We start from the raw sequence: 23,823 nt of genomic DNA on the forward strand, positions 1-23,823 counted from the left end.
GCCCCGCCCGCATGACAATTCCCGGTCTCGCGATGGTTCGCAGCGCCTACTCCCCTGCTGGCACCTCGCCCGTGGCCATGATCTGCGCGAGGTCGTCCTCGGTGAGCACCGGCACGCCCAGGCTCTCGGCCTTGGCGAGCTTGCTGCCCGCCTTCTCGCCCGCCACCACGTAGCTCGTCTTTTTAGAAACCGAGCCCGTCACCTTAGCGCCGAGCGCCTTTAAGACCGACCCCGCCTCGTCGCGCGTAAAGCGCGTGAGCGCGCCCGTGAGCACAAACGTCAGCCCGGCGAGCGGCTGAGCCTCGGTCAGTTCGGCCGAAACGCCCGCCTCCTCGGCAAACGCCGCGTCCGCCCCGGCCCCGCCCAGGTTCTCCTCCAGCGTGAGGCCCGCCACGCGCAAGCGCTCGAGCACTGCCAGGTTCTCGGGCACCGCCAAGAACTCCTTCACGCTCGCCGCAATCTTGGGCCCGATGCCGTCCACATCGGCGATATCTTCCTCGTTGGCCTCAATGAGCGCCGGCAGCGCGAGGAAGCGCCCCGCCAACTGCTCCGCCACGCTCTTGCCCACATGCCGAATACCCAGCGCAAAGAGCACGCGGCTGAGCGGCTGCGCCTTGGAGCGGGTGAGCTCGTCCACCACCTTCTGCGCAATGGTCGCCCCCACGGGGATAGGGTCGCCTGCCTTGATGCCACGGCGCTTGTTATCGGTCTGGTAGGTGCGGCCCGTGTCGAGCGCCGCGACCACGTCCACCGTGAGCCCGTAGAAATCGGCCACGTCGTGCACGAGCCCGGCCTCCACGAGCTTGTCGATGAGCTCGGTGCCCACGCCGTCGATGTCCATGCACCCGCGGCTCACCCAATGCGCCAGGCGCTCGCGGAGCTGCGCCGGGCAGTCGATGGAGACGCAGCGATAGGCAACCTCGCCCTCCTCGTGCACCACGGGCGCGCCGCACGCGGGGCACACCTCGGGCATCTGGTACTCAGCGGCGCCCTCGGGCCGGCGGTCAAGCACAGGGCCCACCACCTCGGGGATCACGTCACCCGCCTTGTGGACCACGATGGTGTCGCCCACGCGCACGTCTTTGCGATGAATCTCGTCGATGTTGTGGAGCGTAGCACGCGCTATGGTGGAGCCAGAGACCGTCACCGGGTCAAACTCGGCCACCGGCGTGAGCACGCCCGTGCGGCCGACCTGGATGCGGATCTCGCGCAGGACGGTCGTCTTCTCCTCCGGCGGGAACTTAAACGCAATGGCCCAGCGCGGCGCACGCGCCGTAAAGCCCAGCTCCTCCTGCTGCGCAAACGAGTCGACCTTTACCACCACGCCGTCGATGTCGTAGTCGAGGTCGCCGCGGTGCGCGAGCGCCTGCGCGCAGAACTCGTGCACCTCGGCCGGTGTGGCGCAGCGGGCGACGTTGGGGTTCACCGAGAAGCCGGCGTCGCGCAGCCAAGCGAGGAACTCGTGCTGCGAGTCCACATGGAGCGGCGCCGTATCGGCCACCGCGTAGAGGAAGGTCGCCAAGTCGCGCGAGGCCGTGACCTTGGGGTCCTTTTGGCGGAGGCTGCCGGCGGCGGCGTTGCGCGGGTTGGCAAAGGGGTCGCGCCCCTCGGCATCGGCCTCCTCGTTAAGGCGCACGAAGCTCCCCTTGGGCATGTACACCTCGCCGCGCACCTCGATCACCGTGTCGCGGTCGGCACCCATGTGGTCGAGTGCCGCCGCCGAGAGATGCATCGGCACGTCGCGAATGGTCCGCACGTTGAGCGTTACATCCTCGCCCGTGGTGCCGTCGCCGCGCGTGGCCGCGCGTACAAAGTCGCCCCCACGGTAGGTGAGCGCCACGCCAAGGCCGTCAATCTTGAGCTCGCAGGTGTAGACGGCATGCCCCGCGCCGAGCGCCTCCTCGGTGCGCTCGAGCCACTCGTCGAGCTCGTCGAGGTTCATGGCATCATCCATGGAGTACATGCGCGCCATGTGCGTAACCGGCGCAAACTGCGGCGACACGTAGCCGCCCACACGCTGCGTGTAGGAGTCGGGCGTCACGAGGTCAGGGTAGCGCGCCTCGATCTGCTGGAGCTCCACCAAAAGCTTGTCAAAGGCGGCATCCGTGATTTCGGGGGCGTCGAGCGCGTAGTAGCGGTAGGCGTGGTAGTCGAGCTCGTGGCGGAGCTCCACGGCGCGCGCCGCTGCCGCGCGATGCTCGGCCGTATCTACCGCGCTGGTCCCCGACGGCCCCTCCGAGCCCTCCCGCAGCTCTTGCGTGCTCGGAGCCTCGGTCTCGACCTTCTCGCCAAACAGGTTCTCCTGCTCCACGGTACCCTCCTTATCGTTCGGCCGCCGCACCGCGCGGGACCGCATCAATCGCTCGGGGTATAGAGTACCATCCCGTCCCGACAACGTTGAAGCTGCCACGGATACCCACTTCTCCTCTGCTCAGCTGTATCTGAGAAGCGTATAATCTGCTTATTATCCGATTATTATCTGATGGAGTAGACAATGGATACGAGCATCACTGCCCCGATCTTCCCCATCACAGCGCTCTCCAAGCAGCCGGCAGCAGTTAAAAAAGCTGCCGACCGAGGCCCGGTGCGCATCACCGAAAACGGCCGCGGAGCTTATGTGTTTATGAGCGAGCAGGCGCTCAAGGAGCTCATCGAGCGCGAACGAACCGACGCCGCCTACGAGGCCTATCTGCTTGACGCAGTCCAGCAGGGTGTGGCCGATATCGAAGAAGGTCGGTACGTCACGTCGCGCGAGGAGATGTTCCGCCGCGCCGAGTCGCGGAGGGCCCGCCATGCGTAGCGTCGTCTACGCCGATCGCTTTATCGATGACGTCGCCGCCATCTACTCCGAGTGCGTTCTCTCGCTGCTCGACCGGCGCCTTGCGGCCATCGAGTCGCACCCGCTCATCGGCTCTCCCAACGTTCGCCCCTCGCTCATCGAGCGGTTTGGACCAACGCTGCGCACCTTCCCCGTACCACCCTTCACCATCGTCTACCGCTACGACGATACTCAGGACAAGCTTGAGTTTCTCGCACTCCCGTTTGACAAGACCATCCGCTAGCACCGCACGTGAGCGAGAGGCGATTTCCACCTATCGCGCGTGGGGCACATCCTCCGTGCGCATCGCGCAACATGCGCGCAAGCTCCCACTCGTCCTCCCCGATGGTGCATTTTGACCCCGTCCCCAAATGAACCAAAACGCAGCGGGGCGCGGCGCTCCTCTGAGCACCGCGCCCCGTTTTGAGCGCTATCCACTATATACGCAGCCCGGTACCAAGACGCTACGCCGCTTGATGCTACTCCTGGACCTCAGCGTCCTTCTCGTCAATCTTCTCCGAGAGTCCGCTTTGGCTCTGCAGCCAGAGCGACCGCCGCACCGCGCGCGAGGCGAGGGCGATGATCGCCAGCGGGAGAAAGACCACCGTGGCCATGATGATGGGGGGCGCAATGAAGTAGATTCCCATAGCCAACCTCCTTACCCCAAACCGTTCATCGCAGCGAGCATGCCCGAGTGGGCTGCCCGCAAGCGCAAGTTATACAAACAATCCGCCGGCGATGCCGGCAACGCCCGTAAACGCGAGTGCCATGAGCGCGGCCGTGATGAGCGAGATGGGCACGCCGCGGAGCACGCCCGGTACCAGCCGCTCGTCGATACGGTCGTGGATGAAGGCAAACGCCACCACGGCGATAAAGACACCCATGCCCGACCCGATGGCCGAACCGAGCGCCACGTCAAACGTGGCGACGTCAGCCGAGGCGGCCATAGAGAGCGGCACCGCGAGCACGGCAGCGCTCACCGCAAGGAGCGCGCAGGTGCGCAGCACGGACGCGCGGCGCTCAGCCGGGCAGCGCAGGGCCGCCACCGCACCGATGATAAAGATGACGGCGCAGCTCACCATGAGGTAGACGACGCTTGCCATGTAGCTCACGCCCCAGGGCTCGAGCACGTAGGTGTAGACCGGCCACCCGATGATGCCGGCCGCGGCGCAAGCGATCCAGAGCGCCCCGCCCAAGCGGAAGGCATCCTGCGGGCGCTCGGCCACCAAAAAGACGACAACCATGCCCACCAGCTGGCAGAACACCAGGTTCTGATCGAGTGCCGCGCTAAACAGCGCATTGAAAAACGTCATGCGCGCTCACCTCCCTTGGCGGCGGAATCGCCGGCTGCATCGGCCGTGTTGGCGGCGCGCAGCTCGGCGCTCTTGCGCGCCGCGTCGACGATCGAGTTCACAAAGGTGCACACGAGCGCAAGCACCAGAAGCGACCCGGCAGGCGTGCCAAAGATCGCGATGGGCGAGGCGGCGAGCTCGCGGTTTACGAGACCAAAGACTTCGCCCGTGGCAAACATGCCGTTTATAAAGCCCACGAAGGTGAGCGCCAGGAAGGTGCACACCGCGCCAAAGACGGCCGTCCCCACCGTGGAGCCCGTGGCCGGGCGCGCGGTGAAGGCGTCGTCATAGATAAAGAAGGCAACAAGGCCGTTAACCGCGGCGAGCGGCAGGTAGATGCCAAGGTTCTGATAGACGAGCGGGTCGATGATGCGCACCGCAAACGAGAGCAGCGTCACCACGGTTGCACTCACCATCAGAAGCACCGGGATGCGCGCCCAGATGCCCGTGATCGAGCGAAGCGGGCGTGCCAGAACGGCCATAACCACGATGGCGATGGCGCTCACCGCGCCGATGGCGATGCCGTTCGCAACCGAGGTGGCCGCCGCAAGACCCGTAAGCGAGCCAGCCGCCACCAGAAACGACGGCGTGCGCACGAGCTCGCCGATGCGCGCGTTCTGCTCGCGCACCACGTTCTCATTGAGAGCCATTAGTTACCTCCCAACTGCGCGTACGCCTCAAAGGCGATGTTCAGGTCCTCCACCACGGCGGTAGAGGTAAAGGTCGCGCCCGAGATGCCGTCCACCTGAGTGCCCTCCGAGCCGTCGAGCGACAGCGACCCCTCGGCCGCCGTGCCGCTAAAGGTATCGAAGAAGTCCTCGGTGAGGGCGTTGGAGCCGATGCCGTCGGTCTCGTTCTCCGAGACCACCTGGATGCCCGCGACGGTGCCGTCGGAGGCGATGCCGATCATGAGCTCCACGTCGCCGCCGTAACCGGCAGACTGCACGTCAAAGACGTAGTCGCCCGCGTCGGTCTTGTAGGCGGAGTTGAGCCCGTCGATGGACGGGATGTCGAGCTTCTCAAAGCTCCCGGCCTCGGGGAAGAGCAGCGCGCGCTGGGCTCCGCCCTGAGCCTCGTCGAGCCGCGCGTCGGCGTCGGCGAAGGCGGTCGTGCCCCACTGGCCCTGGTAGTAGGCAAAGCCCATGACGCCACCGCACACGACGGCCGCCACGAGCATCGTCACGAACGCATAGAGCGAGCCGTTGCGGTGCCGCGCGATCCAGGAGAGCTTCTTGGCGCCGGACTCGGGGGTCGCGTTAGACGAGGGCATGCTTAACACCTCCCACCGGCTGCGACCGGGTGTAGCGGTCGATCAGCGGAACAAACAGGTTCATGAAGAGGATGGAGAAGGCCACGCCCTCGGGGGCGGAGGCAAACAGGCGCACGAGCGCGGTAATGAGGCCGCACCCCACGCCAAAGATGATCTTGCCCTTGGGCGTCATGGGCGTGGTGGTGTAGTCCGTTGCCATAAAGAACGCACCGAGCGCCAAGCCGCCAGAGAGCACCTGGTAGACCACGTCCTGGCCACCGATGCCCGTCACGATGGCAACCGTGGCAATGAAGGGCACCGTGGCCCATGCGTCGACCACGCGCACCGCGAGCAGGAAGATGTAGCCGATGAGCAGCGTGAGGATGCAGGTCTCGCCCAGGGCGCCCGCATGGTTGCCCAGGAACAGGTCGAGGTAGCTCGCCGTAGGCGCACCCGAGGCGGCCTCCGCGAGCGGCGTGGCACCCGAGATGGCGTCGAGCGGGGTGCCCTGCACGGCCGGATAGCTCGCAAGCGCCGAGGGGAAGGCCACCATGATAAAGATGCGGCCCGCCACCGCGGGGTTGGCAAAGTTGCAGCCGATGCCGCCAAAGAGCATCTTGGCCACGATGATCGCAAACGCCGTGCCGGCCGCCGCCACGTAGAACGGGCAGGTCGCGGGCAGGGTAAAGGCGAGGAGCATGGCCGTCACCACGCACGAGAAGTCACCGGCGGTGGACTCGCGATGCATGATGATGCAGCAGAGGTGCTCACACACAAGCGCCGTGGCGATGCAGACGAGCACCACGAGCGGAGCGGAAAGGCCGTAGAGCGCCGTGGCGGCGATGAGCGTTGGAACGAGCGCCAGGCACACGGCGCCCATGATCTTCCAGGTCAGCGCGTTCCCGTGAAAATGCGGGGAGGCTTCGTTGATGAGGTTCATAGCTTTAAGCCTCCTTTGCGGGTTGCGTGAGCCGCGCGGACTCAGAACGGTAGAAGCCCTTGCCCTCGCGGATCGAGGCGGTGATGCGCCGGTGCGCCGGGCAGGTGTAGGCGCAGCTACCGCACTCCATGCAGTTCATGACGGCAAACTCGTCGAGCTTGACCACGTCGTGGCTGCGGCTGGCGGCGTCGAGCTGGAAGGGCATGAGGCCCAGCGGGCACACGCGCACGCAGCGGCCGCAGCGGATGCAGGGCGTCTCGTCGGGCAGGATCGCCTTGTCCTCGAGGCAGAGGATGGCGTTGTTGGCCTTGAGGATCGGGCAGTCGATGTGCGTGATGGTGCGACCCATCATCGGGCCGCCCATGATGATCTTGCGCGGCTCCTTAACGAGCCCGCCCGTGGCCTCGATCACATCCTGCACGCTCATGCCGATGGGGATGCGGTAGTTGCCCGGGTTCTTGACGCAGTCGCCGGCGATGGTGACGGTCTTGCGCACGAGCGGCACGCCGTAGCGGAAGTACTCCTCGATACGCGAGACGGTGGTGACGTTGAGCACGAGGCAGCCCGCGTCGACGGGCAGCCCGCCCGCCGGCACCGCGCGGCCCGTGGTGGTCTGGATAAGCACCTTCTCGCCGCCCATGGGGTACTTGGTGGGAACCATCAGCACCTCAACGAGGTCGCCCACGCCCTTGGCCTTGATGGCCTCATTGAGCTTGTCGACGGCCTCGGGCTTGTTGTCCTCCACGCCGATGACGGCCGCGGGGATCTCGAGCGCACGAGCGATGCGCGCCACGCCGTCGATCACGCGCTCGGCGTGCTCGATCATCTGGCGGTAGTCGCTCGTAATGAACGGCTCGCACTCCATGCCGTTAACGACAACAAAGTCGAACTTCTTGCCCGGCGGGCACTTCATCTTGAACCACGACGGGAACGACGCACCGCCGAGGCCCACCACGCCGCTCTTGCGGACGCACTCGATGAACTCGTCTTTGTTGGAGTACGTGGGCTTTGTGAGCGCCGGATCGTTCTCCATCTTGCCGTCGGACTCGATCTGGACCACCGGGGCGTGCTGTCCGGTGGGCAGCGTCTCCTCGGCAACCGACGTAACCGTGCCCGAAACCGTGGCGTGCACAGGCGCGCAGAGGCCCTCGCCATCGCCGATGAGCGTACCGATGTAAACGTGGTCGCCCACGCTCACCACCGGCTTGGCAGGCGCCCCGATGTGCATGTTCAGCGGGATGCGCACCTGCTTGGGAGGCTCGATCGACGTGACGGGGCAGTCCCGCGTGTCCTTGCACTGCGGCGGATGCACACCGCCTAACGTCTTGTGCAGAGAGAACATCAACTCCCCTTCCCCCTCATGCTCTGCCGAAAGCAGGCTCTCCCGGCAGATTGAACGGTGTCTACACATGCATGCTCTCTATTGTAACGACACGAGCACACATTTTGAACACACAAATTAGCGGGGCAACAACCAATATGCACGGTTCTTTATTCTTTTTAGAGGATAATGCCGGCGGCACGAGCAGCGACGCGCGGCCCGTTGGGGGCGTGACGGACAGCCGACTCGTCGCCCCCGCTAAGCGGTCGGCGCTGTTCATACGGCCCTCGGTGGACTGCCGGCTAGCCCCCTCCACTGAGCGCGCGTGCCGCTACTCCGAAAGCTCGATCTGCCGATACGTAACGCCGCAGCGCTCGAGGATGTTCTTGGAGATGAGGTTGTCCTTAGTGCCCGCGTACTTATCGTCGAGGTAAACGACCTCGCCGATGCCCGCCTGCACGAGGGTCTTGGCGCACTCGTGGCACGGGAAGAGCGTAACGTAGACGGTCGCGCCCGCCATGTCTTTGAGCGAGCCGCGGTAGTTGAGGATGGCGTTGGCCTCTGCGTGGATCACGTAGTTGTGCTTGTCATAGAGCGGATCGTCCGCCGTGCCCCAGGGGAAGTCGTCATCGTTGAGGCCGGCCGGCGTGCCGTTGTAGCCCACCGAGAGAATGCGATTGTTGGTGTCGGCAATGCAGGCCCCCACCTGCGTGTTGGGATCTTTGCTGCGCAGGCTCGCCGCAACGGCGGCGCGCATAAAGAACTCGTCCCAGCTAATGACATCGGTACGCTTGCCCGGCATGGCTCCTCCTCGTGTGCCGTACCCGTTTGGGCTCCATTCTACCCGGCTTGACGCAAACGATTAACCGGGGCGGGACGTCTTGCACCGGACGCTGCACCGCGGGCTCGCGATTGCTCGCCCTCTCCTGACCCGCTCACTCTCGCCCGGACTCACCCGTCCTAAAACAAAAGCGGCGACCCGCAGCCCAGCCGCAAGTCGCCGCCTCGCACGTACCCCGTGCGTTATCTCTTGTACTTAGCCAATCTGCCCGCCAAGGTTACCGCCGTTCTGGCCCATGAGCTCCTGGAGGTACTGAAGGAACTCCTCCTCCGTCATGGCACCGTTACCCGAGGAGGTGTCCTGCTGGTCGGTCTGCAGGTCGGCGTCGGAGCCGAGCGTCACGTCGATCTTCTTGGTCTCGTCGCCACGCACCACGGTGAGCGTCACCTTGTCGCCTACCTCGTGCTCGCGCAGGGCCATGATGAGGCCGTCGGCCGAGGTCACCGGCTCGTCGTCCACAGCGGTCACGATGTCGTTGACCTCGAGGCCCGCCTCGGCCGCCGGAGTGCCCTCGTTAACCTGCGAGATGAGCGCTCCCTCAGAGACGGAGAGGTTCTCGCGGCGCGCCACAAAGGCGTTTACCGAGGTCACGCTCACACCAAGGTAGGGATGCGCCGGGGTCTCGCCCGCGATGATCTGGTTGGCGATGTTGATCGCGTAGTTAATGGGAATCGCAAAGCCCACGCCCGAGCTCGAGCCGGAGTAGCTCTCGATGATGGAGTTGATGCCCACCAGCTTACCCTCGCTATCGACGAGCGCGCCGCCGGAGTTGCCGGGGTTGATGGCCGCATCGGTCTGGATCATGTTGGCGTAGATGGTCGTGCCCGTAGAAGACTGCATGGCCGTGGAGCGGTAGAGCGCGCTCACGACGCCCGTCGAGACGGACTGCTCGTTGCCGAACGGGCTGCCGATGGCCATGACCCACTCGCCCACGCTGAGGTCGTCGGAGTCGCCAACCTCGATGGGGGTGAGCTGCGCGTCGCCCTTGTCGGTGATGCGGATGACGGCCAGGTCGCTCGACTCGTCGGTACCCACGATCTCGGCCTCGTAACTCGCGTCATCATCAACGTTTACGGCGATGGCCGTGGCGCCCTCGATCACGTGGTAGTTGGTGAGGATGTTGCCGTCGGCATCGAGGATCACGCCGGAGCCCACGCCGCCGCCGTCCTGGGTCTCGGTAGTGATGGAGACCACAGAGGGCAGCGCCTTGGCCGCCACAGCCTCGGCGAGGGTGGCATCCTCGGCATCGATCTTGATGGTCTGGGCAGCCGAGTCGCCCGCGGCCTGCACGTCGGAATCGGTGATGCGGAAGGCGCCCGACATGACGAGCGCGATGAGCAGGATGCCACCGAGCACAAAGCCGCCGAGTGCCGCCAAAAAGACCGGGAGCTTCTTGGTCCGGGTCTTAACGACGGTGCGGGTTTCGCTTGCGGTGGAGGGCTCGTAGGGAATGTGCTCCGTGGCGCCCGCGGCGTGCGCCCCGGCAGCATGGGCGCCGGCGGCGTGCTCGCCCGAGTTGTACTCGCCCGAGGCGTGAGCGCCCGCGGGATTGGTTGCGCCGGCATCGGGCGTGGGCTCGACCTCCACGCGCGGCGGTGTTGGGCCGTTGCCGGAGGTACCCCGGCTATCGGGGCGCTCGGGGGTGTGGTTGGTATCCATGTGGTGCTTCCTTTCAGAATCTCAATATAGTTAGCTTGGTTGTACCCCAGAAACCCCAAGGTAGCCTTACGTAAACCTGAGCTTCACTCACTCTTAAGACTTGTGGACGAGCATTCATCTACGCAGCCTGCCCACACTCCGGGTGCCGCCGGAACTGTATGAGGGCATCTCCCGCCCGCAATTACCCGCCGGTACGCGATCGGATGCACCTGCGGGTTCATTACCAGGTTTTTTACCAAGACGCTCCGTGCATTTCTCGCGGCAATGAACCCGCAGATGCGCTACAGGGCGGTTTCCCCGCGAGCGGGCGCATTGCGCGCGAAAACGCACGCCCCCTACCTGCGCTTCCTTCACGGGTTCATTTGCGGGTTCATCGCCGGGTTCACTGACGGGCCTTTTGCACGGCGCGGTCGGCCGGGGCGCACTCGATCGAGACGCGGCCGGCGGCACGCAGGCAAACGGGCGGGACGCGTCCATCGCCCCGGTAGCACTAGAAGAGTGGCTAGTCCTTAAAGAGGTAGCCCACGCCGCGCACCGTGGTGATGTGCGCCGCAATCTGCGGACCCACCTTGGAGCGGATGCGGCGGATGTGCACGTCCACCGTGCGCGTGCCGCCACAGTACTCAAACCCCCACACGCGGTGCAACAGCACCTCGCGGCTGTAGGCGCGGTTGGGGTGCGTGGCCAAAAACGAGAGCAGCGAGTACTCCATGAGGGTGAGGTCGACCGGCTCGTCGTCCAGATAGACCTGGTAGGTGGCCAGGTTGATGACCATGTTGTCGACCTTGAGCACGTCGTCGGCCGCAAAGGAATCCTCCTGACCCACGAGGCGCCGCACGCGCGTCTCGAGCTCGAGCGCGCTCGCCGTGGGGCAGATAAAGTCGCTGTGGGAGTGCGCCGGCAGATGCAGCCCGGGCAGGGTCTCCTCGTCGGCGATCACGAGCATGGGGATGCCTCCGCGGTCGTCGAGCCATTTGGCGATTTGCTCGATACGGTCGTTGCGCACGCCGTCGGCGTCGAGCAGCAGCAGGCAGAAGTCGTGCACGGCGTTGGGCGAGTCGGGCGTGGCGAGCACCACCTCGTACCCTGCGGCATCGACGAGGGTGCGGGCAAAGTCGTTAAAGCGCGTGGTCCGCGCCATGAAGAGGATGCTGTTCTCGGCCATGCTCGACCTCCTGTACGTTTTTCTCATAGTATCGCAACATAGCCTTTATGCTGCGAAAACCTAGACTTTGCGCATTTAAAAGAACGTTCTGTACGCCTGTCCCCGGCAGGGCCGACACGCCGCCCGCAACGCGCCCGCCCGTCCGCAAGCGGCCTACGGGCACCCGGGCGGCCACCGCCACCCTACGAGTTGGCGAGGTAGTGTCGCACCTCCCACTCGGTGACCGTGGAGGCGAACTTGTTCCACTCGTCGCGCTTCTTGGCGAGGAAGAACGTGTGGATGTGCTCGCCCAGCGCGTCCTTCATAAACTCGGACTTCTCGAAGATGTCGAGCGCCTCGTCGAGGTTGCACGGCAGCGAGTCAATGCCCGCCGCCTCGAGCTCGTCGGCCGTCATACCGAGCATCTCGCTCGTGGTCTCGGCCGGGAGCGTAAGACCGCGCTCGATGCCGTCGAGACCCGCGGCGAGCGTGACGGCGTTGACGAGGTACGGGTTTGCCATGGGGTCGGGCGAGCGCAGCTCGATGCGCGTGGAGAGCTGCTTGTCGGGCTTGTAGATGGGCACGCGGATCATCGCCGCGCGGTTGCGCAGGCCCCACGTCGCGGCCTTGGGCGTGGGACCCTCGTCGCCGAGGATGCGCTTGTAGGAGTTGACCGTGGGGTTGGTGATGGCCGCCATCTCGCGGGCGTGCGCGAGGATGCCCGCCATATAGCTCTTGGCGATGGGCGACAGGTGGTAGACCGGGTCGTCCTCGCCCCAAAAGACGTTGTTGCCGCTGTGGTCGAAGAGCGACTGGTGAAGCATCATGGCGCTCGCCGCCTCGCCCTTGATGGGCTTGGGCATAAACGACGCGTGGATGCCCGCCTGGTACGCCTCGAGGCGGATGACGTGCTTGGCCGTGATGATGGCGTCCGAGGCCGTCAGCGCCTCGGCATGGCGCAGCGAAATCCCGTGCTGTGAGCGGCCCGAGCTGTGGAAGGTGTACTCCACGGGGATGCTCATCTTCTCGAGCATGAGGACGGTCTCGCGGCGCAGGTCGCGCGCTGAGTCGTCGGGCGTGAGGTCGAAGTAGCCCACGTCGTCGAGCGGCTCGGGCGTGCGCTCGTCGGGGAAGTAGTAGTACTCCAGCTCAGCGCCGACGTTGAGCAAATAGCCGCGCGCCTCGGCACGGTAGAACATGCGGCGCAGGCACTCGCGTGGGTCGCCAGCAAAGGGCTTGCGGTCGGGCGTGCAGACGTCACAGAAGATGCGCGCGGCGCCGTCCTGCTTGGGACGCCACGGGAGCACCTGGAAGGTCGAGGGATCGGGGAAGGCCAGCATGTCGGCCTCCTCCTTGGGCGTAAAGCCCTCAATAGCCGAGCCGTCAAAGCCGATGCCCTCCTCAAAGGCAGCCTCGAGGTCTTCGGGCGCAATGGCAAAGCTCTTGAGGCGGCCGAGCACATCGCAGAACCACAGGCGGATGAAGCGGATATCGCGCTCCTCGACGGTGCGTAGGACAAAGTCGATGTACTGCTGCTGGTCCATGGGGCTCCTTTCGCCGTGCCCGCCGGGGACTCCGGCTCGTCGCAGATGGCCACAGATAGGGTTACTTTGGCACAGCTTTGTTTCAGTGGGGTTACCGCACGGGCGATTCCGCAGGGCGTGCGGAGGACGGCGCCCTGCCCGAGCCGCATCGTCCATCGCGCAGCGATTCGGCGGCGAGCGTGGAGGACGGCTCACCCTCCGCGCCGCATCGTCCATCGCGAAGCGAAACCGGTGGGGTGCGCGTCTTGACGGACCTCCCGCGCCCGCCTATTTCACGCTCCTTGCGCCCGGCGATTCATCTCGACCCCGGAAGTGAGTGGATCTTTTGCGGGTCCCCGAGTAGACCGCGTTTTTTGCCCGCTGGTGCCCGGTAAAAGGGCAGTTGAGCGCTTTAGCCTGATGCAGTGTACTCGGAGGGTCGGAAAAGATCCACTCACTTCCGGGGTCGAGATGTTGCGCACGGCCTCTTGGCACGCAAAAAAGGAGAATACCGGCCGCTGAAGCGCCGCTGCCGCCCATCTCCCTGCGGCGGCCCTCTCGCTGCCGGACTCGCCCGGCCCATCGGACCGACAGGAAAGCTGGGAGAAGTCGGCGCCGGGCACAGCGCGCAGCGACGCCTCGAGCACACGAGGGTAGTCGGCGATCACCGCCAACGAGAAAATGACGTCGAGCACGAACTGCAGCGAGAGAAAGAAGCAACGCAAGCCGAGTAGCCTCAAATCGGCCGAAGCTCTGACCTGCGGGTTCTCTGTTGCGGTTTGGGCCTGTACTCGACGGCCCGCCATCCTTACACAGTTTTCCGGGTCGAGTTGACATCAGGCGCGGCAAACGGCAGCACACGGTGACATGCGGACGAGGGGCGCGGGCCCCTTCGTGTGTGCAGGATGGAACCCGTCTCGTTTCTGCGCAGGTGGAGAAAGGGCAGAATATCACTCCTCGACTGCCTGTGGATACACCGACGAGTGGTTTTCTCCCACCCCTGCGTCCCAGGAGGCTTAGATACGGCAGAAAACCACTCGTGACCGTTTGGCGCCTGACTCCAAGCGGTCACGGCAAAAGGCGGCCCGCACGTCATCGCGTACGGACCGCCTCATGGGAGAGTATGCTTGCAAGCGCTACTTCACGCCGCGACCGAGCTTATCGGCAACAGCGTCGACGCCCTTGAGCGCCGGGCACGACGCCCGCTCAGAAGAGGAGCAATGCCCCGAGCACGTGCCGCCCTGAGCGCAGTCGGCGCAACTGCCCTTACGGCGCACGCGCACGCACACGACAGCAAACGCCACCGCAACCAGCGCGAGGATGATGAAGTCAACCGGACCCATAGGCACCTCCTTTACGGCACTGATATCCTACCCCATGCCTCATCGCACCACGCGTGCGGGCGCAAACGGGAGCGACCGCACGCCGCCGCCCGCGCAAAACCGCCCCGGGACAGAGCTCGCTCCGGAGCGGCAACCGACAACCCTTACGCTGCGGCGGCAGCGGGCTCGCGATCGTCGGTCCAAGCGTACTTGGGCATGGGCCGGAAGAGCTGGAAGAGGATGAGCGCGGCAAAGACCAGCGCCACTACCGTCCAGATGCTGAACACACCCGTCGCAGCCAGGTAGAACTGGTTGATCATAAGACCCACGACCCACGCGAAGGCGCACTCGTAGCCGATCGCGATGGCCGTCCACTTGGCCGAGTTCATCTGGGCGCGAATCGTTCCCATCGCGGCAAAGCACGGCGCGCACAGAAGGTTGAAGGCACCGAAGGCGGCAATCGCGCCGGCTGTGGGGAACATCCCGGCAAACGCGACCCAGAGGTTCGGGTCGGTCTCGGTACCGTCGGCAATGTGCAGCAGCGACGACGCGGTGGCCACGACGTTCTCCTTGGCCACAAGGCCCGTGATGGACATGGCCGTCGCCTGCCACGAGCTGAAGCCGAGCGGGGCGAAGATCCACGCGATCGCGCCGCCGAGCATAGCGAGCACGGAGTAGTCGGTGAACTCCTCGGGTACGCCGGCCATGCCGGGCAGGAACCCGAAGGCGCCCGAACCGCCGTCCCACGAGGCAACGCCGAAGTTGGTGAGGAACCAGACCACCACGGTGGAAGCGAAGATGATCGTAAAGGCCTTCTTGATGTACGCGCTCACGCGCTCCCACACATGCAGCGCCCACGAGCGCAGCGACGGGAAGTGGTAGCTCGGCAGCTCCATCACAAACGGCGTCGGACGCCCGGCGAACAGACGCGTCTTCTTGAGCATGATGCCCGATGCGATGACCGCGATCACGCCAAGGAAGTAGAACAGCGGACTGATCCACGCAGCTTCGGCGTCGCCCACCAGCGCGCCCATGAGCAGCGCGATGATGGGAAGCTTCGCCCCGCAGGGGATGAAGGTGGTGGTCATGACCGTCATGCGACGGTCCTTCTCGTTCTCGATGGTCTTGGTGGCGAGCACGCCCGGCACGCCGCAGCCCGTGGAGACGAGCATGGGGATGAACGACTTGCCCGACAGGCCGAAGCGACGGAACACGCGGTCCATGACGAAGGCCACGCGCGCCATGTAGCCGCAGTCCTCGAGGAAGCTGAGCAGCACGAAGAGCACGAACATCTGCGGGATGAAGCCGAGCACCGCGCCGACACCGGCAACGATGCCGTCGAGCACAAGGCTCGTCACCAGCTCACTCGCCCCGATCGAGGCGAGCCAGCCCTCGATAGCCCCGGGGATGGAGGGGAACGAGACCCCGAAGAGCTCGAAGCCCTCGCCGAAGAGGTTGTCGTTCACCCAATCGGTACCGGCGGTGCCGATGGCGCCCGAGGAGGTGGCGATGAAGTAGACGGCGAACATGATCGCCAAGAAGATCGGCAGGCCGAGTACGCGGTTGGTCACGACGCGGTCGATCTTCTCGGACACGGACATGCGCGCCGGCGCCTTGCGCACGCACTCGTCCATGATGTGCGCGATCACGGCGTAGCGCTCGCCGGCGATGATGGATTCGGCGTCGTCGTCGCAGTCTCGCTCGCAATCGGCGATGAGTTGCTCCACGCTCGCGGCAGCGTCGCGCGTAAGGTTGACGGACGCCTGCGCGTCTGCGTCACGCTCAAAGAGCTTGACGGCCCAGTAGCGACGCTTCTCGGCCGGCACGGACCCGGGCAGGAGCGCCTCAATCTTCTGCAGCACGTCTTCGATGGCCGAGTCGAAGCAATGGTCCGCCGCCTTCCCCTTGCTGCCGGCGACGCGGCGCACCTCGGCGAAAAGCCGGTCGATACCGGTGTTCTTGAGGGCGGAGACCATCACCACCGGGCACCCGAGGCGACGCGAGAGCACGTCGGCATCGATCTTGTCGCCGCTCTTCTCCACCAGGTCGGCCATGTTGAGCGCCACGACCACGGGGAGCCCGGTCTCGATCACCTGGAGCGCCAGGTAGAGGTTGCGCTCGAGGTTGGTCGCGTCAATAAGCTGAACCACCACATCGGGCTCGCCGCCCATGAGGTAATCGCGGCTGACGCGCTCCTCGGGGCTGTAGGGACTGAGCGAGTAGATGCCCGGGAGGTCCGTCACGATGACGCTCTTGTCGCTCGAGAGCCGGGCCTCCTTCTTCTCAACCGTCACGCCCGGCCAGTTGCCCACATAACCGTTTTGGCCGGTGATCAGGTTGAAGAGGGTCGTTTTTCCGCAGTTGGGGTTACCCGCCAACGCGACATGAAGCTGTGAGGCTGCCATGTGTTCCTTCTTCCTTGGCGTTGTCGTTCTCAGACGAGTTTGCACTGTCTAACAAATGCTTCCTGCTCGGTGACAATTGTTAGCTGTGCCTAACTCTTGTGGCAAATAAAAAAGCTCCCGTTCCTAGAGCACCTCCACGATCGCGGCCTCCTCCTTGCGGATGGAGAGCTCGTAGCCGCGGACGGTGATCTCGATCGGGTCGCCGAGCGGCGCCACCTTGACCACCTTGAACTGCGTCCCCTTGATAAGACCCAAGTCCATGAGGTGACGGCGGAGCACGCCGTCGCCGTGCAGCTTGACGATCGTCCCGGACTGGCCGATCGCCACATCTCCCAGCGTCTTCATTGGTATCCCCCTCTCTTCCATACGAAACGGGCACGCGGCTCCTCGCTCGGCCATCTCGGCCGAGCGCGGTCCGCGCTAAACGGTCATGACGTGCTGCGCGACCTTGGCATCGAGGCCAAAACGCGCCCCTTTGACGGTCACGATGATGTTGCTGCCGCTCGAGGAGACCACGTGCACCTCCGAGCCCTCGACAAAGCCGAGGTTCTCGAGATGGTGCTTCATGTCCTCGTTACCGCGCACGCGACGCACGGTGACCGTGTCGCCTGCGCGGACCAGCGAAAGCGGCATCGCGGGCATCTGCGCACCCGCCGTGCTTCGGCCCGCATACGGGGCGGGCGTGGCCCGGTCCTGCCGTAAACCTGCCAGCACATGGATCACCTTCTTCGCGCATCGAAGCGGACACGTCACGGAGCAAGCCGGATGCGCATGCAGGAACCGCACCCGGGAGCTTGTTCACCTAAGTAAACTACCACGACGAAGCTGCGGTGTGAAGCACAAATTAGCCGAGGGAAACAAAAAGTAACCGTCGGCGCACTTTAGCGCGGCTGACGGAGCCCGCCGACCAAGGCGGACGGTCGCGTCCGGCAGCGCAAGCGCCGCCCGTGGCGGACGGGCACGTTTGGAAAGGCGCGTCTGCGCGGTTGGGGCGGGCTTGACAGCGCAAGCGCAGCCAAGCGCGCCCTCGGCGATCGACGCTACAGGTAGGAAATGACGAACTGCATCTCGCCCGCAAGCTCGAGCGCGGGAAGGTCGGCCAAGGCAAGGAGGTTGGACCCGCAACGCACCGGCTCGCCGCAGAGGGTCCCCTCGCCCGCAATGACGCTCACACAGGTGAAGGGATGGCCGAGGGGCACGGTGAGCGTACCCGACACGTCCACGCGCTCGACCGTGTAGCGATCGTTTGCCTCCAGCGTGCAGATAGGCCCGTCCGCCGCGGCAACCTCGCCAGAGGAGGGCAGCGGCCGGTCGTAATCGATGACGTCGAGCGCTTGGGCGAGGTGGAGCTCGCGAAGGCTGTCGTCGGCCTGGGTGCGGTCGTAGTCGTAGACGCGATAGGTGATGTCACTCGACTGCTGCGTCTCCAAAATCACCGTACCGCCTTTGATGGCATGCACCGTGCCCGCGTCGATCTGAAAGAAGTCGCCCGCATGTACCGGAATCTCATTGAGCAGCTCGCCCCAGCGCCCCTCTTCGACCATCTGCGCGAACTCCTCGCGCGTGCGAGCGCGCTGACCGATCGCGATGGTGCCGCCGGGCTCAGCCGAGAGCACGTACCAGCACTCCTGCTTTCCCAGCGATCCCCCTCGTGCGCGGCGGCGTAGGCGTCGTCGGGGTGCACCTGGATAGAGAGGTCATCAGCCGCGTCGATAATCTTGACGAGCAGCGGAAAACGGTCCCCCTCGATACCGCCGAAGAGCTCACGGTGCTCGTCCCAGAGCCACGAGAGGGTCTTGCCCGCGTACGCCCTGCTCGCGATGACACAGTCGCCGTGGGGATGCGCCGAGATGGGCCAGCACTCCCCCACCCTGCCTGCGGGGATGTGGTACCCAAACTCCGTCTCGAGCTTGCGCCCGCCTCAGATCATGGTCTTGAACACGGGCTCGAGTGCGATGAGGGACTCCATGGCAGGCCTTTCTCGTCTGCGGTGCGGGCGGTGGGCGGCGCGCGAGATGCTTATGTCCGATGGTTTCCTAGGATACCCCATTGCGCGCGGGCAAAACGGGCGGATAACCCCTCCTGCTCGGAGGCACGGGCCGCGACGAGCGGTTGGCTTCACCAAACGGGCGCGGGCGAGGGGGGCGCGAAAACCGTTATGCAGCGGTCCCCTGGGACCGGCCGCGCCCCGCACTGACCACCACGTCGATGAGCGCGGATGAAAGCGTTACGGTCACGAGCGAGCACGCGATCTTGATGACGGGGATGTAGCTCAGCGAGAGCGCGAGCACGGTGAGGTCCGTGGCGAGGTAGCAGCGTCCGAGCCGGAGGCCCGTCACGCGCGAGAGCACGAGGGCGAGCGCGTCGTCGCCGCCGGACGAACCGCCCTGGCGCACGATGAGCCCGCAGCCCACGCCCACAAAGCAGCCGCCGGCAAGGGCCGCCACGAGCGGATGCGCCGAGAGGTCGGGCAGAAGATGCGGCAGGGTATCCCACAGGGCGTAGAACGCCGAGGTGCAGGCCGTGGAAACCGCCGACCACACCAGGAAGCGCCACCCGAGGAAGCGCAGCGCCAGCAGATAGCAGAGGGCGTCGAGCACAAAGGTTGCCGCGGATGACGGGATGCCGAACCAGTGGTTGATGAGGAGCATGCCGCCGATGATGCCGCCCTCGGTGATGCCCGTGACCTGGTGGATGTTGTGAATGCCGAAGGTAAGGATGCCCGCTCCGAGCGCGATGAGCGCCAGGCGACGGGCGTTTCGGGCCGTCGCGATGCTCCGTGCAGCGCCGGCAAGCTTGGTCAGCAGCAGGGCGGGACGCACTGGCTGCATGCTATCAATCCTCCTTGGGTGCACGTTCTTGGTGCGACATATTTAGTCCGATTTCAGACTACTTGAGTCGCACAGGGATGTCAACCTCCACAGGGGGTGCATAAACAAGAATGGGTCAGTCGGGAACGTGTTCCATCTGCCCCATTTTGCGGCAATGGGTCAGATGGAACACGTCCCCAACTGACCCACATACCGATCTAGAGCATCTGTGTGCAGATAGCGCGGATCTCTGTGGCAACCTCGTGCTCATCGGGGCCGTCGATCGTAAAGGTAAGCGTGTCGCCGCCGCGTCCGTCGAGACCCATAAGGCCGACCATGTCGCTCCCCGAGGCACCGCGCTCGCCGAGCTGCACGGAAACGCTGCTCAGGTGGTCGAGCACCGCGCGGCAGATAACCACTACGGGGCGGGCGTGCAGCCCCTGCGGCGTGGTGATGGTATGGGAAAACGTGATCACGACTCGACACCTCCGCAGCTCAACCGCCCTACCCCGCCCCATCGCGCGGCACGCGGCCAGCAACAACCCGCTTGCCGGCACTCAATGCGGGTCCGCCGGCTTGAGGCAGCCAGAGCCCAGCCGCGGCGCCCGCCCGGGCGCAAGGGGCAACGCGCTTATTGTACCGTGCGCGCGGCGGCAACACGGGCCAAGCGCGCACCGAGCTCGCGGACGCGCGGGTCGAGCCGCGCGCGGCCCGGGTTAACAAAGAACCGTGCCGTGCAGCTCAGCAGCTCACCCGTGATGACGAGGTTGTTCTCGCGGAGCGTGGTGCCCGTGGCCGTAATGTCGACGATGCGGTCGGCGAGGCCCACGATAGGCCCGAGCTCGATGTTGCCGTGGAGCGCTACGATATCGGCTGTGATGCCCCGGCTCTCGTACCACCGGCTTGCAATCTTGGGGTACTTGGTCGCCACCCTGAGACTCCCGCGCCGGGCGTAGGCGCGCTCGGCCTCGCCCGCACGGTCGGCCGGCTCGGCCTCGATAAAGCGGCAGGCGCCGTAGCCCATATCGACAAGCTCGAGCAGGTCGAGCTCCGCCTCGATGAGCGAGTCGCGCCCGCAGAAGCCGCAGTCGGCACCGCCGCAGGCTACAAAGGCGGGGGCGTCGGTTGCGCGTACGATCACAAACTCCACGTTGCCGATGGCGACCGTCGCCTCGGATGCGCCGGGATCGCCGGCCGTCGCGGCATCTGCGGCCGAACCGGCACCCGGCACCGCCACATCGCGTCCCGGTACGATCAGCCGGCGCCCCGGCTCACACAGCTCGGTGGTGTCGAGCCCCGCCGCGGCGAGCACCTCGATCGTCCCCGCAAAGAGCGAGCCCTTGGGCACCGCGATGCGCAGGGGCGCCTCCGCCGTACGAGCAACAGCGCCCTCAACCGCCACGGCAACCGCCTCGCGCCGCGCCTGACAGGCACCGGCGAGCCGCTCGAGCGAGAACGCAAAGCCCGCTGCCGGCACATGACCGCCGGTGCCCGCCGTCGCGCCGAGCGAATCATCGAAGATCGTGTCGTAGCGGCCGCCCGAACCCACCGGGTCGGAAAGGTTGCCGGCGTACACCTTGAGCACCAGGCCCGTGTAGTAGTTGAAGGAGTTCATGATCGAGAAGTCAAAGGCAAGCGCCCCGGCCGGCAGCTCAGCATCCGCCTGCTCAAGCTCGCGCGCGAGGTCGCGCAGCTCAGCGATGCCCTCGGTTGCAACCCCCGCCGTCTGGAGCAGCTCGTCCGCCTGATCGAGGGCCTCCATGCCGCCCGCAAGCCGCGGCAGGCCGCAGATCGCGCGGGCCATTGCGGGCGAAAGCCCGGCCTCGGCGACGCGCACATCGAGGTCGACCAAATTGTTGGCGTGCACGAGGGCGAGCGCATCCGCCGCGAGCGAACGGTCGCCCGCAGCAGCCAGAAGCTCGGTAAAGGGTCGGACGCTCCCGCACACGATGCGCGCATCGCCAAGGCCGAGCTCGCGCAGCGCGCGGGCGGCCAGACGCACGACCTCGGCGTCGCCCGCTGCCCCGCCGAGCCCGATGAGCTCGTAACCGAGCTGCGTGAACTGCCTTGAGCCGCCCGTGAGCCGCGCGCGCTCGCGCACGACCGGCGCCTCGTAGCGCAGGCGGAGGGGCAGCTCTGTGCCGCGCATGCGGGCCGCGACGAGCCGAGCGACCGAGAGGGTGTTATCGGGGCGGACAACGAGCAGGCGTCCGTCGTCGTCAAAGAGCTTAAAGGGCGTGTCGGCGATGCGGCCGCCAGCCTCGAGCGCGGCTTTGTCCTCCACAAGCGGCGTCTCGACGGGCAGATAGCCCTCGGCGCGGAGCACACCGCGCACCGTATCGGCAATGCCCTCGCGCGCGAGCGCCTCCTCGGGCAGGATGTCGCGGAACCCCCATGGCGTTGCGAGCATGTGCGCTCCCCTCGTATCGTTGCGGGCCGTCCGGACCCGTGAGTTGTTCTGCGGTACTTTATCATACTGGAGTGCTCTATGGGAAAATCGCTACAAACGTGTCTCTGCAAGCGCTCGACCGGGAGATGGACGGAGTATGACCGGCGCCCCGAGGTGCCCGCACTCGCGTATACTGGTGCGCGACCGCGCGGGCGGCCGCCAGCACGCCGTGACAACGCCCGCAACAGGCCCTCAACCCGAGGATCCCATGACCGACCAGACCGACATCAGCCAGCTCTCGCCCGCCCGGCGCGCAGCGCTCTACGGGGCGCTCACCGCGCTCGCGCTCGTTGCAGGCTACGTGGAGGTGCTGGTGCCGCTCCCGGTGACCGTGCCGGGCGTTAAGCTCGGGCTCGGCAACGCCATCGTGCTCTTTGCCCTCGTGCGCCTCGGCGCGCGCCCAGCGGCGTTTCTCATGCTCGCCAAGGTGCTTTGCACCACGCTCCTGTTTGCCAACCCGCAGATGCTCGTCTTTAGCTTGGCGGGCGGCGTGCTCTCGTGGGCCGTTATGGCGGTGGCCGTGCGGAGCGGGATCTTCTCGGTGGTGGCCACGTCCATCCTCGGGGGCATCGCCCACAACGCGGGGCAGCTTCTTATGGTGGCGCTACTGCTTTCGCCGCAGGTAGCGCTCGTTAACGCGCCCGTGCTCGCCGTGGCGGGCACCATTTGCGGCGCGGCGATCGGCGTGCTCGTGCGTGCCGTGCTCGCCGCCGTCCCCGGTGAGGTGCGCCATGGGTAGGATGCACGGCGGGCGAGCATCCCGCACGGAGGGCCTTATCGCGCGGCGCCGTTTTATCGGCAGCCTTGCCGGAGTTGGCGCGGCTCTCGGTTTGCTCGGCACGGGCACGCTGCTTGGCGGATGCAGCACTGCGCAGTCGGGTGGCGGCAGCAAGACCAACGGCGCCGCTTCCGACGACCCCGACAAGCCCGCCACGAGCTCAACCTTTGCCTTTGACACCTACTGCACCTTTACCGTGTACGGCGACGACACGGCACCGTCCAAGCTCGCGCAGGACTGCGCCCGCTACGACGCGCTCCTTGACCTCTATGACCCCGCGAGCGACATCGCGCGCGTCAACGCAGCGGGCGGGGCGCCCACGGTGGTCGACCCGGCCACCGCAGAGATCGTGGAAGCCGCACTCGGATTCTGCGCCGAAGCGGAGGGGCGCTTTGACATCACCATCGGCGCCGTCTCGCGCCTGTGGGACTTTGACGAGGGCGTGCGCCCCACCGACGACAAGATCGCCGCAGCCCTTGCTCACGTCGATTGGCACGGGGTCTCGGTAGTCACCACCGACCCAGACGCCCCCACCATCACGCTCGCCGACCCCGAAGCCGCACTCGACCTCGGTGGTATCGCCAAAGGGTTCATCGCTGACAAACTCGTGGAGACCCTGCGTACCGAAACCGAGGCGACGGCAGCCATCATCTCGCTCGGCGGCAACGTGGTCTGCTGGGGCACAAAACCGGACGGCGAGCCCTGGAGCGTGGGCGTGCGCGACCCCAACGACCCGGGCGGCTCCGCCACGGTGGGAACGGCGTACCTGCGCGCCGGTACCGGCGTGGGCGAGGCGGTCTCGCTCGTAACGAGTGGTCTCTACGAGCGGACCTTCGAGCTCGACGGCGTTACGTACTGGCACATCCTCGATCCTGCAACCGGCATGCCCGTGGCCACCGACACCGTGAGCGTAACCGTGGTATCGCCCTCGTCCACGCAGGCTGACGCGCTCTCTACCACGCTCTTTGTAGCCGGCAGCGCCCGCGGCACCGAGCTCGCGGACGCCTACGACAACACCGCGGCGTACTTTATCTTGGAGGACGGCACGACGTGCGAGAGCACCCGCTGGCAAGAGCTGACGGACTTCAAAGCATAAACAAGCCCGCGCTACGAGCGCCGACGCCGCGCCGCCGCAAGATGCAGGGGCCTCCTCAAAATCCGGAGAATTCAACGATTGGTTCGCCAGCGCCGTCGATGCATAAAACGTGTCCT

22 protein-coding genes and 1 pseudogene are annotated in these 23,823 nt (G+C 65.8%); 4 read left to right on the forward strand and 19 right to left on the reverse strand.

Going from position 1 to position 23,823, the window contains the following annotated elements; translation table 11 throughout:
• Nucleotides 1–46 precede the first annotated feature (46 nt).
• Nucleotides 47–2,311, reverse strand: a complete 2,265-nt coding sequence (gene ligA, locus B5G20_RS03725) for an NAD-dependent DNA ligase LigA (RefSeq protein WP_239286858.1) — start codon at nucleotides 2,309–2,311, stop codon at nucleotides 47–49.
• A 183-nt stretch (nucleotides 2,312–2,494) separates the two neighbouring features.
• Between ligA and B5G20_RS03730 the strand changes: the two genes are divergently transcribed.
• Both B5G20_RS03730 and B5G20_RS03735 read left to right on the forward strand, forming a co-directional pair.
• Nucleotides 2,495–2,800 carry a hypothetical protein gene (locus B5G20_RS03730; RefSeq protein ID WP_087355165.1) on the forward strand — a complete coding sequence of 102 codons (306 nt, stop codon included), beginning with the start codon at nucleotides 2,495–2,497 and terminating at the stop codon, nucleotides 2,798–2,800.
• On the forward strand, nucleotides 2,793–3,062 hold the full coding sequence (locus B5G20_RS03735) for a type II toxin-antitoxin system RelE/ParE family toxin (protein ID WP_087355167.1): 270 nt from the start codon (nucleotides 2,793–2,795) through the stop codon (nucleotides 3,060–3,062). The genes B5G20_RS03730 and B5G20_RS03735 overlap by 8 nt, the downstream gene beginning before the upstream one ends.
• 235 nt (nucleotides 3,063–3,297) lie before the next feature.
• Here the strand turns inward: B5G20_RS03735 and B5G20_RS10320 are convergent, their stop codons facing one another.
• The 18 genes and pseudogenes from B5G20_RS10320 to hisG form a co-directional block, all read right to left on the reverse strand.
• On the reverse strand, nucleotides 3,298–3,465 hold the full coding sequence (locus B5G20_RS10320) for a hypothetical protein (protein ID WP_158094384.1): 168 nt from the start codon (nucleotides 3,463–3,465) through the stop codon (nucleotides 3,298–3,300).
• 69 nt (nucleotides 3,466–3,534) lie between these two features.
• Nucleotides 3,535–4,131: an Rnf-Nqr domain containing protein gene (locus tag B5G20_RS03740; protein ID WP_087355169.1), complete on the reverse strand. Its 597-nt coding sequence runs from the start codon at nucleotides 4,129–4,131 to the stop codon at nucleotides 3,535–3,537.
• The gene (locus B5G20_RS03745) at nucleotides 4,128–4,820 is read right to left on the reverse strand and encodes an Rnf-Nqr domain containing protein (RefSeq protein WP_087355171.1); all 693 of its coding nucleotides are present in this window, start codon (nucleotides 4,818–4,820) and stop codon (nucleotides 4,128–4,130) included. Before B5G20_RS03745 ends, B5G20_RS03740 begins: the two co-directional genes overlap by 4 nt.
• Entirely contained in the window at nucleotides 4,820–5,440 is a 621-nt protein-coding gene (locus B5G20_RS03750) for an FMN-binding protein (protein ID WP_239286859.1), read from the reverse strand. Before B5G20_RS03750 ends, B5G20_RS03745 begins: the two co-directional genes overlap by 1 nt.
• Complete coding sequence (locus B5G20_RS03755; RefSeq protein WP_087355173.1) at nucleotides 5,427–6,359, reverse strand: RnfABCDGE type electron transport complex subunit D; 933 nt, start codon at nucleotides 6,357–6,359, stop codon at nucleotides 5,427–5,429. The genes B5G20_RS03750 and B5G20_RS03755 overlap by 14 nt, the downstream gene beginning before the upstream one ends.
• Nucleotides 6,360–6,363: 4 nt before the next feature.
• Entirely contained in the window at nucleotides 6,364–7,701 is a 1,338-nt protein-coding gene (gene rsxC / locus B5G20_RS03760) for an electron transport complex subunit RsxC (RefSeq protein WP_087355175.1), read from the reverse strand.
• Nucleotides 7,702–8,011: 310 nt separating this feature from the next.
• A complete protein-coding gene (locus B5G20_RS03765) occupies nucleotides 8,012–8,482 on the reverse strand; it encodes a dCMP deaminase family protein (protein ID WP_087355177.1) in 471 nt (156 codons plus the stop codon).
• Between the two features lie 234 nt (nucleotides 8,483–8,716).
• On the reverse strand, nucleotides 8,717–10,180 hold the full coding sequence (locus B5G20_RS03770) for a trypsin-like peptidase domain-containing protein (protein ID WP_087355179.1): 1,464 nt from the start codon (nucleotides 10,178–10,180) through the stop codon (nucleotides 8,717–8,719).
• A 502-nt stretch (nucleotides 10,181–10,682) separates the two neighbouring features.
• Nucleotides 10,683–11,345 carry a winged-helix domain-containing protein gene (locus tag B5G20_RS03775; protein ID WP_087355181.1) on the reverse strand — a complete coding sequence of 221 codons (663 nt, stop codon included), beginning with the start codon at nucleotides 11,343–11,345 and terminating at the stop codon, nucleotides 10,683–10,685.
• A 182-nt stretch (nucleotides 11,346–11,527) separates the two neighbouring features.
• On the reverse strand, nucleotides 11,528–12,868 hold the full coding sequence (locus B5G20_RS03780) for a glutamine synthetase family protein (RefSeq protein WP_087355183.1): 1,341 nt from the start codon (nucleotides 12,866–12,868) through the stop codon (nucleotides 11,528–11,530).
• Nucleotides 12,869–13,983: 1,115 nt separating this feature from the next.
• Complete coding sequence (locus B5G20_RS03785) at nucleotides 13,984–14,190, reverse strand: hypothetical protein (protein WP_087355185.1); 207 nt, start codon at nucleotides 14,188–14,190, stop codon at nucleotides 13,984–13,986.
• A gap of 143 nt (nucleotides 14,191–14,333) precedes the next feature.
• Nucleotides 14,334–16,574, reverse strand: a complete 2,241-nt coding sequence (gene feoB / locus B5G20_RS03790) for a ferrous iron transport protein B (RefSeq protein ID WP_087355187.1) — start codon at nucleotides 16,572–16,574, stop codon at nucleotides 14,334–14,336.
• A 123-nt stretch (nucleotides 16,575–16,697) separates the two neighbouring features.
• Nucleotides 16,698–16,919 (reverse strand): FeoA family protein, encoded by a 222-nt coding sequence (locus tag B5G20_RS03795; RefSeq protein WP_087355190.1) that lies wholly within the window; start codon nucleotides 16,917–16,919, stop codon nucleotides 16,698–16,700.
• Nucleotides 16,920–16,994: 75 nt separating this feature from the next.
• Nucleotides 16,995–17,216 carry a FeoA family protein gene (locus B5G20_RS03800; RefSeq protein WP_087355192.1) on the reverse strand — a complete coding sequence of 74 codons (222 nt, stop codon included), beginning with the start codon at nucleotides 17,214–17,216 and terminating at the stop codon, nucleotides 16,995–16,997.
• Nucleotides 17,217–17,614: 398 nt separating this feature from the next.
• Nucleotides 17,615–18,543 (reverse strand): annotated as a pseudogene (locus B5G20_RS03805) (type I phosphomannose isomerase catalytic subunit).
• A 187-nt stretch (nucleotides 18,544–18,730) separates the two neighbouring features.
• Entirely contained in the window at nucleotides 18,731–19,405 is a 675-nt protein-coding gene (locus B5G20_RS03810; protein WP_087355193.1) for a YitT family protein, read from the reverse strand.
• A 197-nt stretch (nucleotides 19,406–19,602) separates the two neighbouring features.
• Nucleotides 19,603–19,860 (reverse strand): HPr family phosphocarrier protein, encoded by a 258-nt coding sequence (locus B5G20_RS03815; RefSeq protein WP_158094385.1) that lies wholly within the window; start codon nucleotides 19,858–19,860, stop codon nucleotides 19,603–19,605.
• Nucleotides 19,861–20,015: 155 nt separating this feature from the next.
• Nucleotides 20,016–21,794: an ATP phosphoribosyltransferase gene (gene hisG, locus B5G20_RS03820; RefSeq protein ID WP_087355199.1), complete on the reverse strand. Its 1,779-nt coding sequence runs from the start codon at nucleotides 21,792–21,794 to the stop codon at nucleotides 20,016–20,018.
• A gap of 247 nt (nucleotides 21,795–22,041) precedes the next feature.
• On the opposite strand from hisG, the gene B5G20_RS03825 reads away from it, so the two are divergent.
• A complete protein-coding gene (locus tag B5G20_RS03825) occupies nucleotides 22,042–22,572 on the forward strand; it encodes a Gx transporter family protein (RefSeq protein ID WP_087355201.1) in 531 nt (176 codons plus the stop codon).
• Nucleotides 22,565–23,707, forward strand: coding sequence for an FAD:protein FMN transferase (locus B5G20_RS03830; protein ID WP_239286860.1), 1,143 nt, complete (start codon nucleotides 22,565–22,567; stop codon nucleotides 23,705–23,707). Before B5G20_RS03825 ends, B5G20_RS03830 begins: the two co-directional genes overlap by 8 nt.
• Nucleotides 23,708–23,823: the final 116 nt, after the last annotated feature.

Origin of the sequence: Collinsella sp. An7, from assembly GCF_002159335.1 — a bacterium.
GTDB lineage: Bacteria > Actinomycetota > Coriobacteriia > Coriobacteriales > Coriobacteriaceae > Coprousia.

What these genes read in the sequence shown, in the direction of transcription:
- B5G20_RS03730 (WP_087355165.1), top strand. Translation starts at nt 2,495, where the DNA reads ATGGATACGAGCATCACTGCCCCGATCTTCCCCATCACAGCGCTCTCC.
- B5G20_RS03735 (WP_087355167.1), top strand. Translation starts at nt 2,793, where the DNA reads ATGCGTAGCGTCGTCTACGCCGATCGCTTTATCGATGACGTCGCCGCC.
- B5G20_RS10320 (WP_158094384.1), bottom strand. Translation starts at nt 3,465, where the DNA reads ATGGGAATCTACTTCATTGCGCCCCCCATCATCATGGCCACGGTGGTC.
- B5G20_RS03740 (WP_087355169.1), bottom strand. Translation starts at nt 4,131, where the DNA reads ATGACGTTTTTCAATGCGCTGTTTAGCGCGGCACTCGATCAGAACCTG.
- B5G20_RS03745 (WP_087355171.1), bottom strand. Translation starts at nt 4,820, where the DNA reads ATGGCTCTCAATGAGAACGTGGTGCGCGAGCAGAACGCGCGCATCGGC.
- B5G20_RS03750 (WP_239286859.1), bottom strand. Translation starts at nt 5,440, where the DNA reads ATGCCCTCGTCTAACGCGACCCCCGAGTCCGGCGCCAAGAAGCTCTCC.
- B5G20_RS03755 (WP_087355173.1), bottom strand. Translation starts at nt 6,359, where the DNA reads ATGAACCTCATCAACGAAGCCTCCCCGCATTTTCACGGGAACGCGCTG.
- rsxC (WP_087355175.1), bottom strand. Translation starts at nt 7,701, where the DNA reads ATGTTCTCTCTGCACAAGACGTTAGGCGGTGTGCATCCGCCGCAGTGC.
- B5G20_RS03765 (WP_087355177.1), bottom strand. Translation starts at nt 8,482, where the DNA reads ATGCCGGGCAAGCGTACCGATGTCATTAGCTGGGACGAGTTCTTTATG.
- B5G20_RS03770 (WP_087355179.1), bottom strand. Translation starts at nt 10,180, where the DNA reads ATGGATACCAACCACACCCCCGAGCGCCCCGATAGCCGGGGTACCTCC.
- B5G20_RS03775 (WP_087355181.1), bottom strand. Translation starts at nt 11,345, where the DNA reads ATGGCCGAGAACAGCATCCTCTTCATGGCGCGGACCACGCGCTTTAAC.
- B5G20_RS03780 (WP_087355183.1), bottom strand. Translation starts at nt 12,868, where the DNA reads ATGGACCAGCAGCAGTACATCGACTTTGTCCTACGCACCGTCGAGGAG.
- B5G20_RS03785 (WP_087355185.1), bottom strand. Translation starts at nt 14,190, where the DNA reads ATGGGTCCGGTTGACTTCATCATCCTCGCGCTGGTTGCGGTGGCGTTT.
- feoB (WP_087355187.1), bottom strand. Translation starts at nt 16,574, where the DNA reads ATGGCAGCCTCACAGCTTCATGTCGCGTTGGCGGGTAACCCCAACTGC.
- B5G20_RS03795 (WP_087355190.1), bottom strand. Translation starts at nt 16,919, where the DNA reads ATGAAGACGCTGGGAGATGTGGCGATCGGCCAGTCCGGGACGATCGTC.
- B5G20_RS03800 (WP_087355192.1), bottom strand. Translation starts at nt 17,216, where the DNA reads ATGCCCGCGATGCCGCTTTCGCTGGTCCGCGCAGGCGACACGGTCACC.
- B5G20_RS03810 (WP_087355193.1), bottom strand. Translation starts at nt 19,405, where the DNA reads ATGCAGCCAGTGCGTCCCGCCCTGCTGCTGACCAAGCTTGCCGGCGCT.
- hisG (WP_087355199.1), bottom strand. Translation starts at nt 21,794, where the DNA reads ATGCTCGCAACGCCATGGGGGTTCCGCGACATCCTGCCCGAGGAGGCG.
- B5G20_RS03825 (WP_087355201.1), top strand. Translation starts at nt 22,042, where the DNA reads ATGACCGACCAGACCGACATCAGCCAGCTCTCGCCCGCCCGGCGCGCA.
- B5G20_RS03830 (WP_239286860.1), top strand. Translation starts at nt 22,565, where the DNA reads ATGGGTAGGATGCACGGCGGGCGAGCATCCCGCACGGAGGGCCTTATC.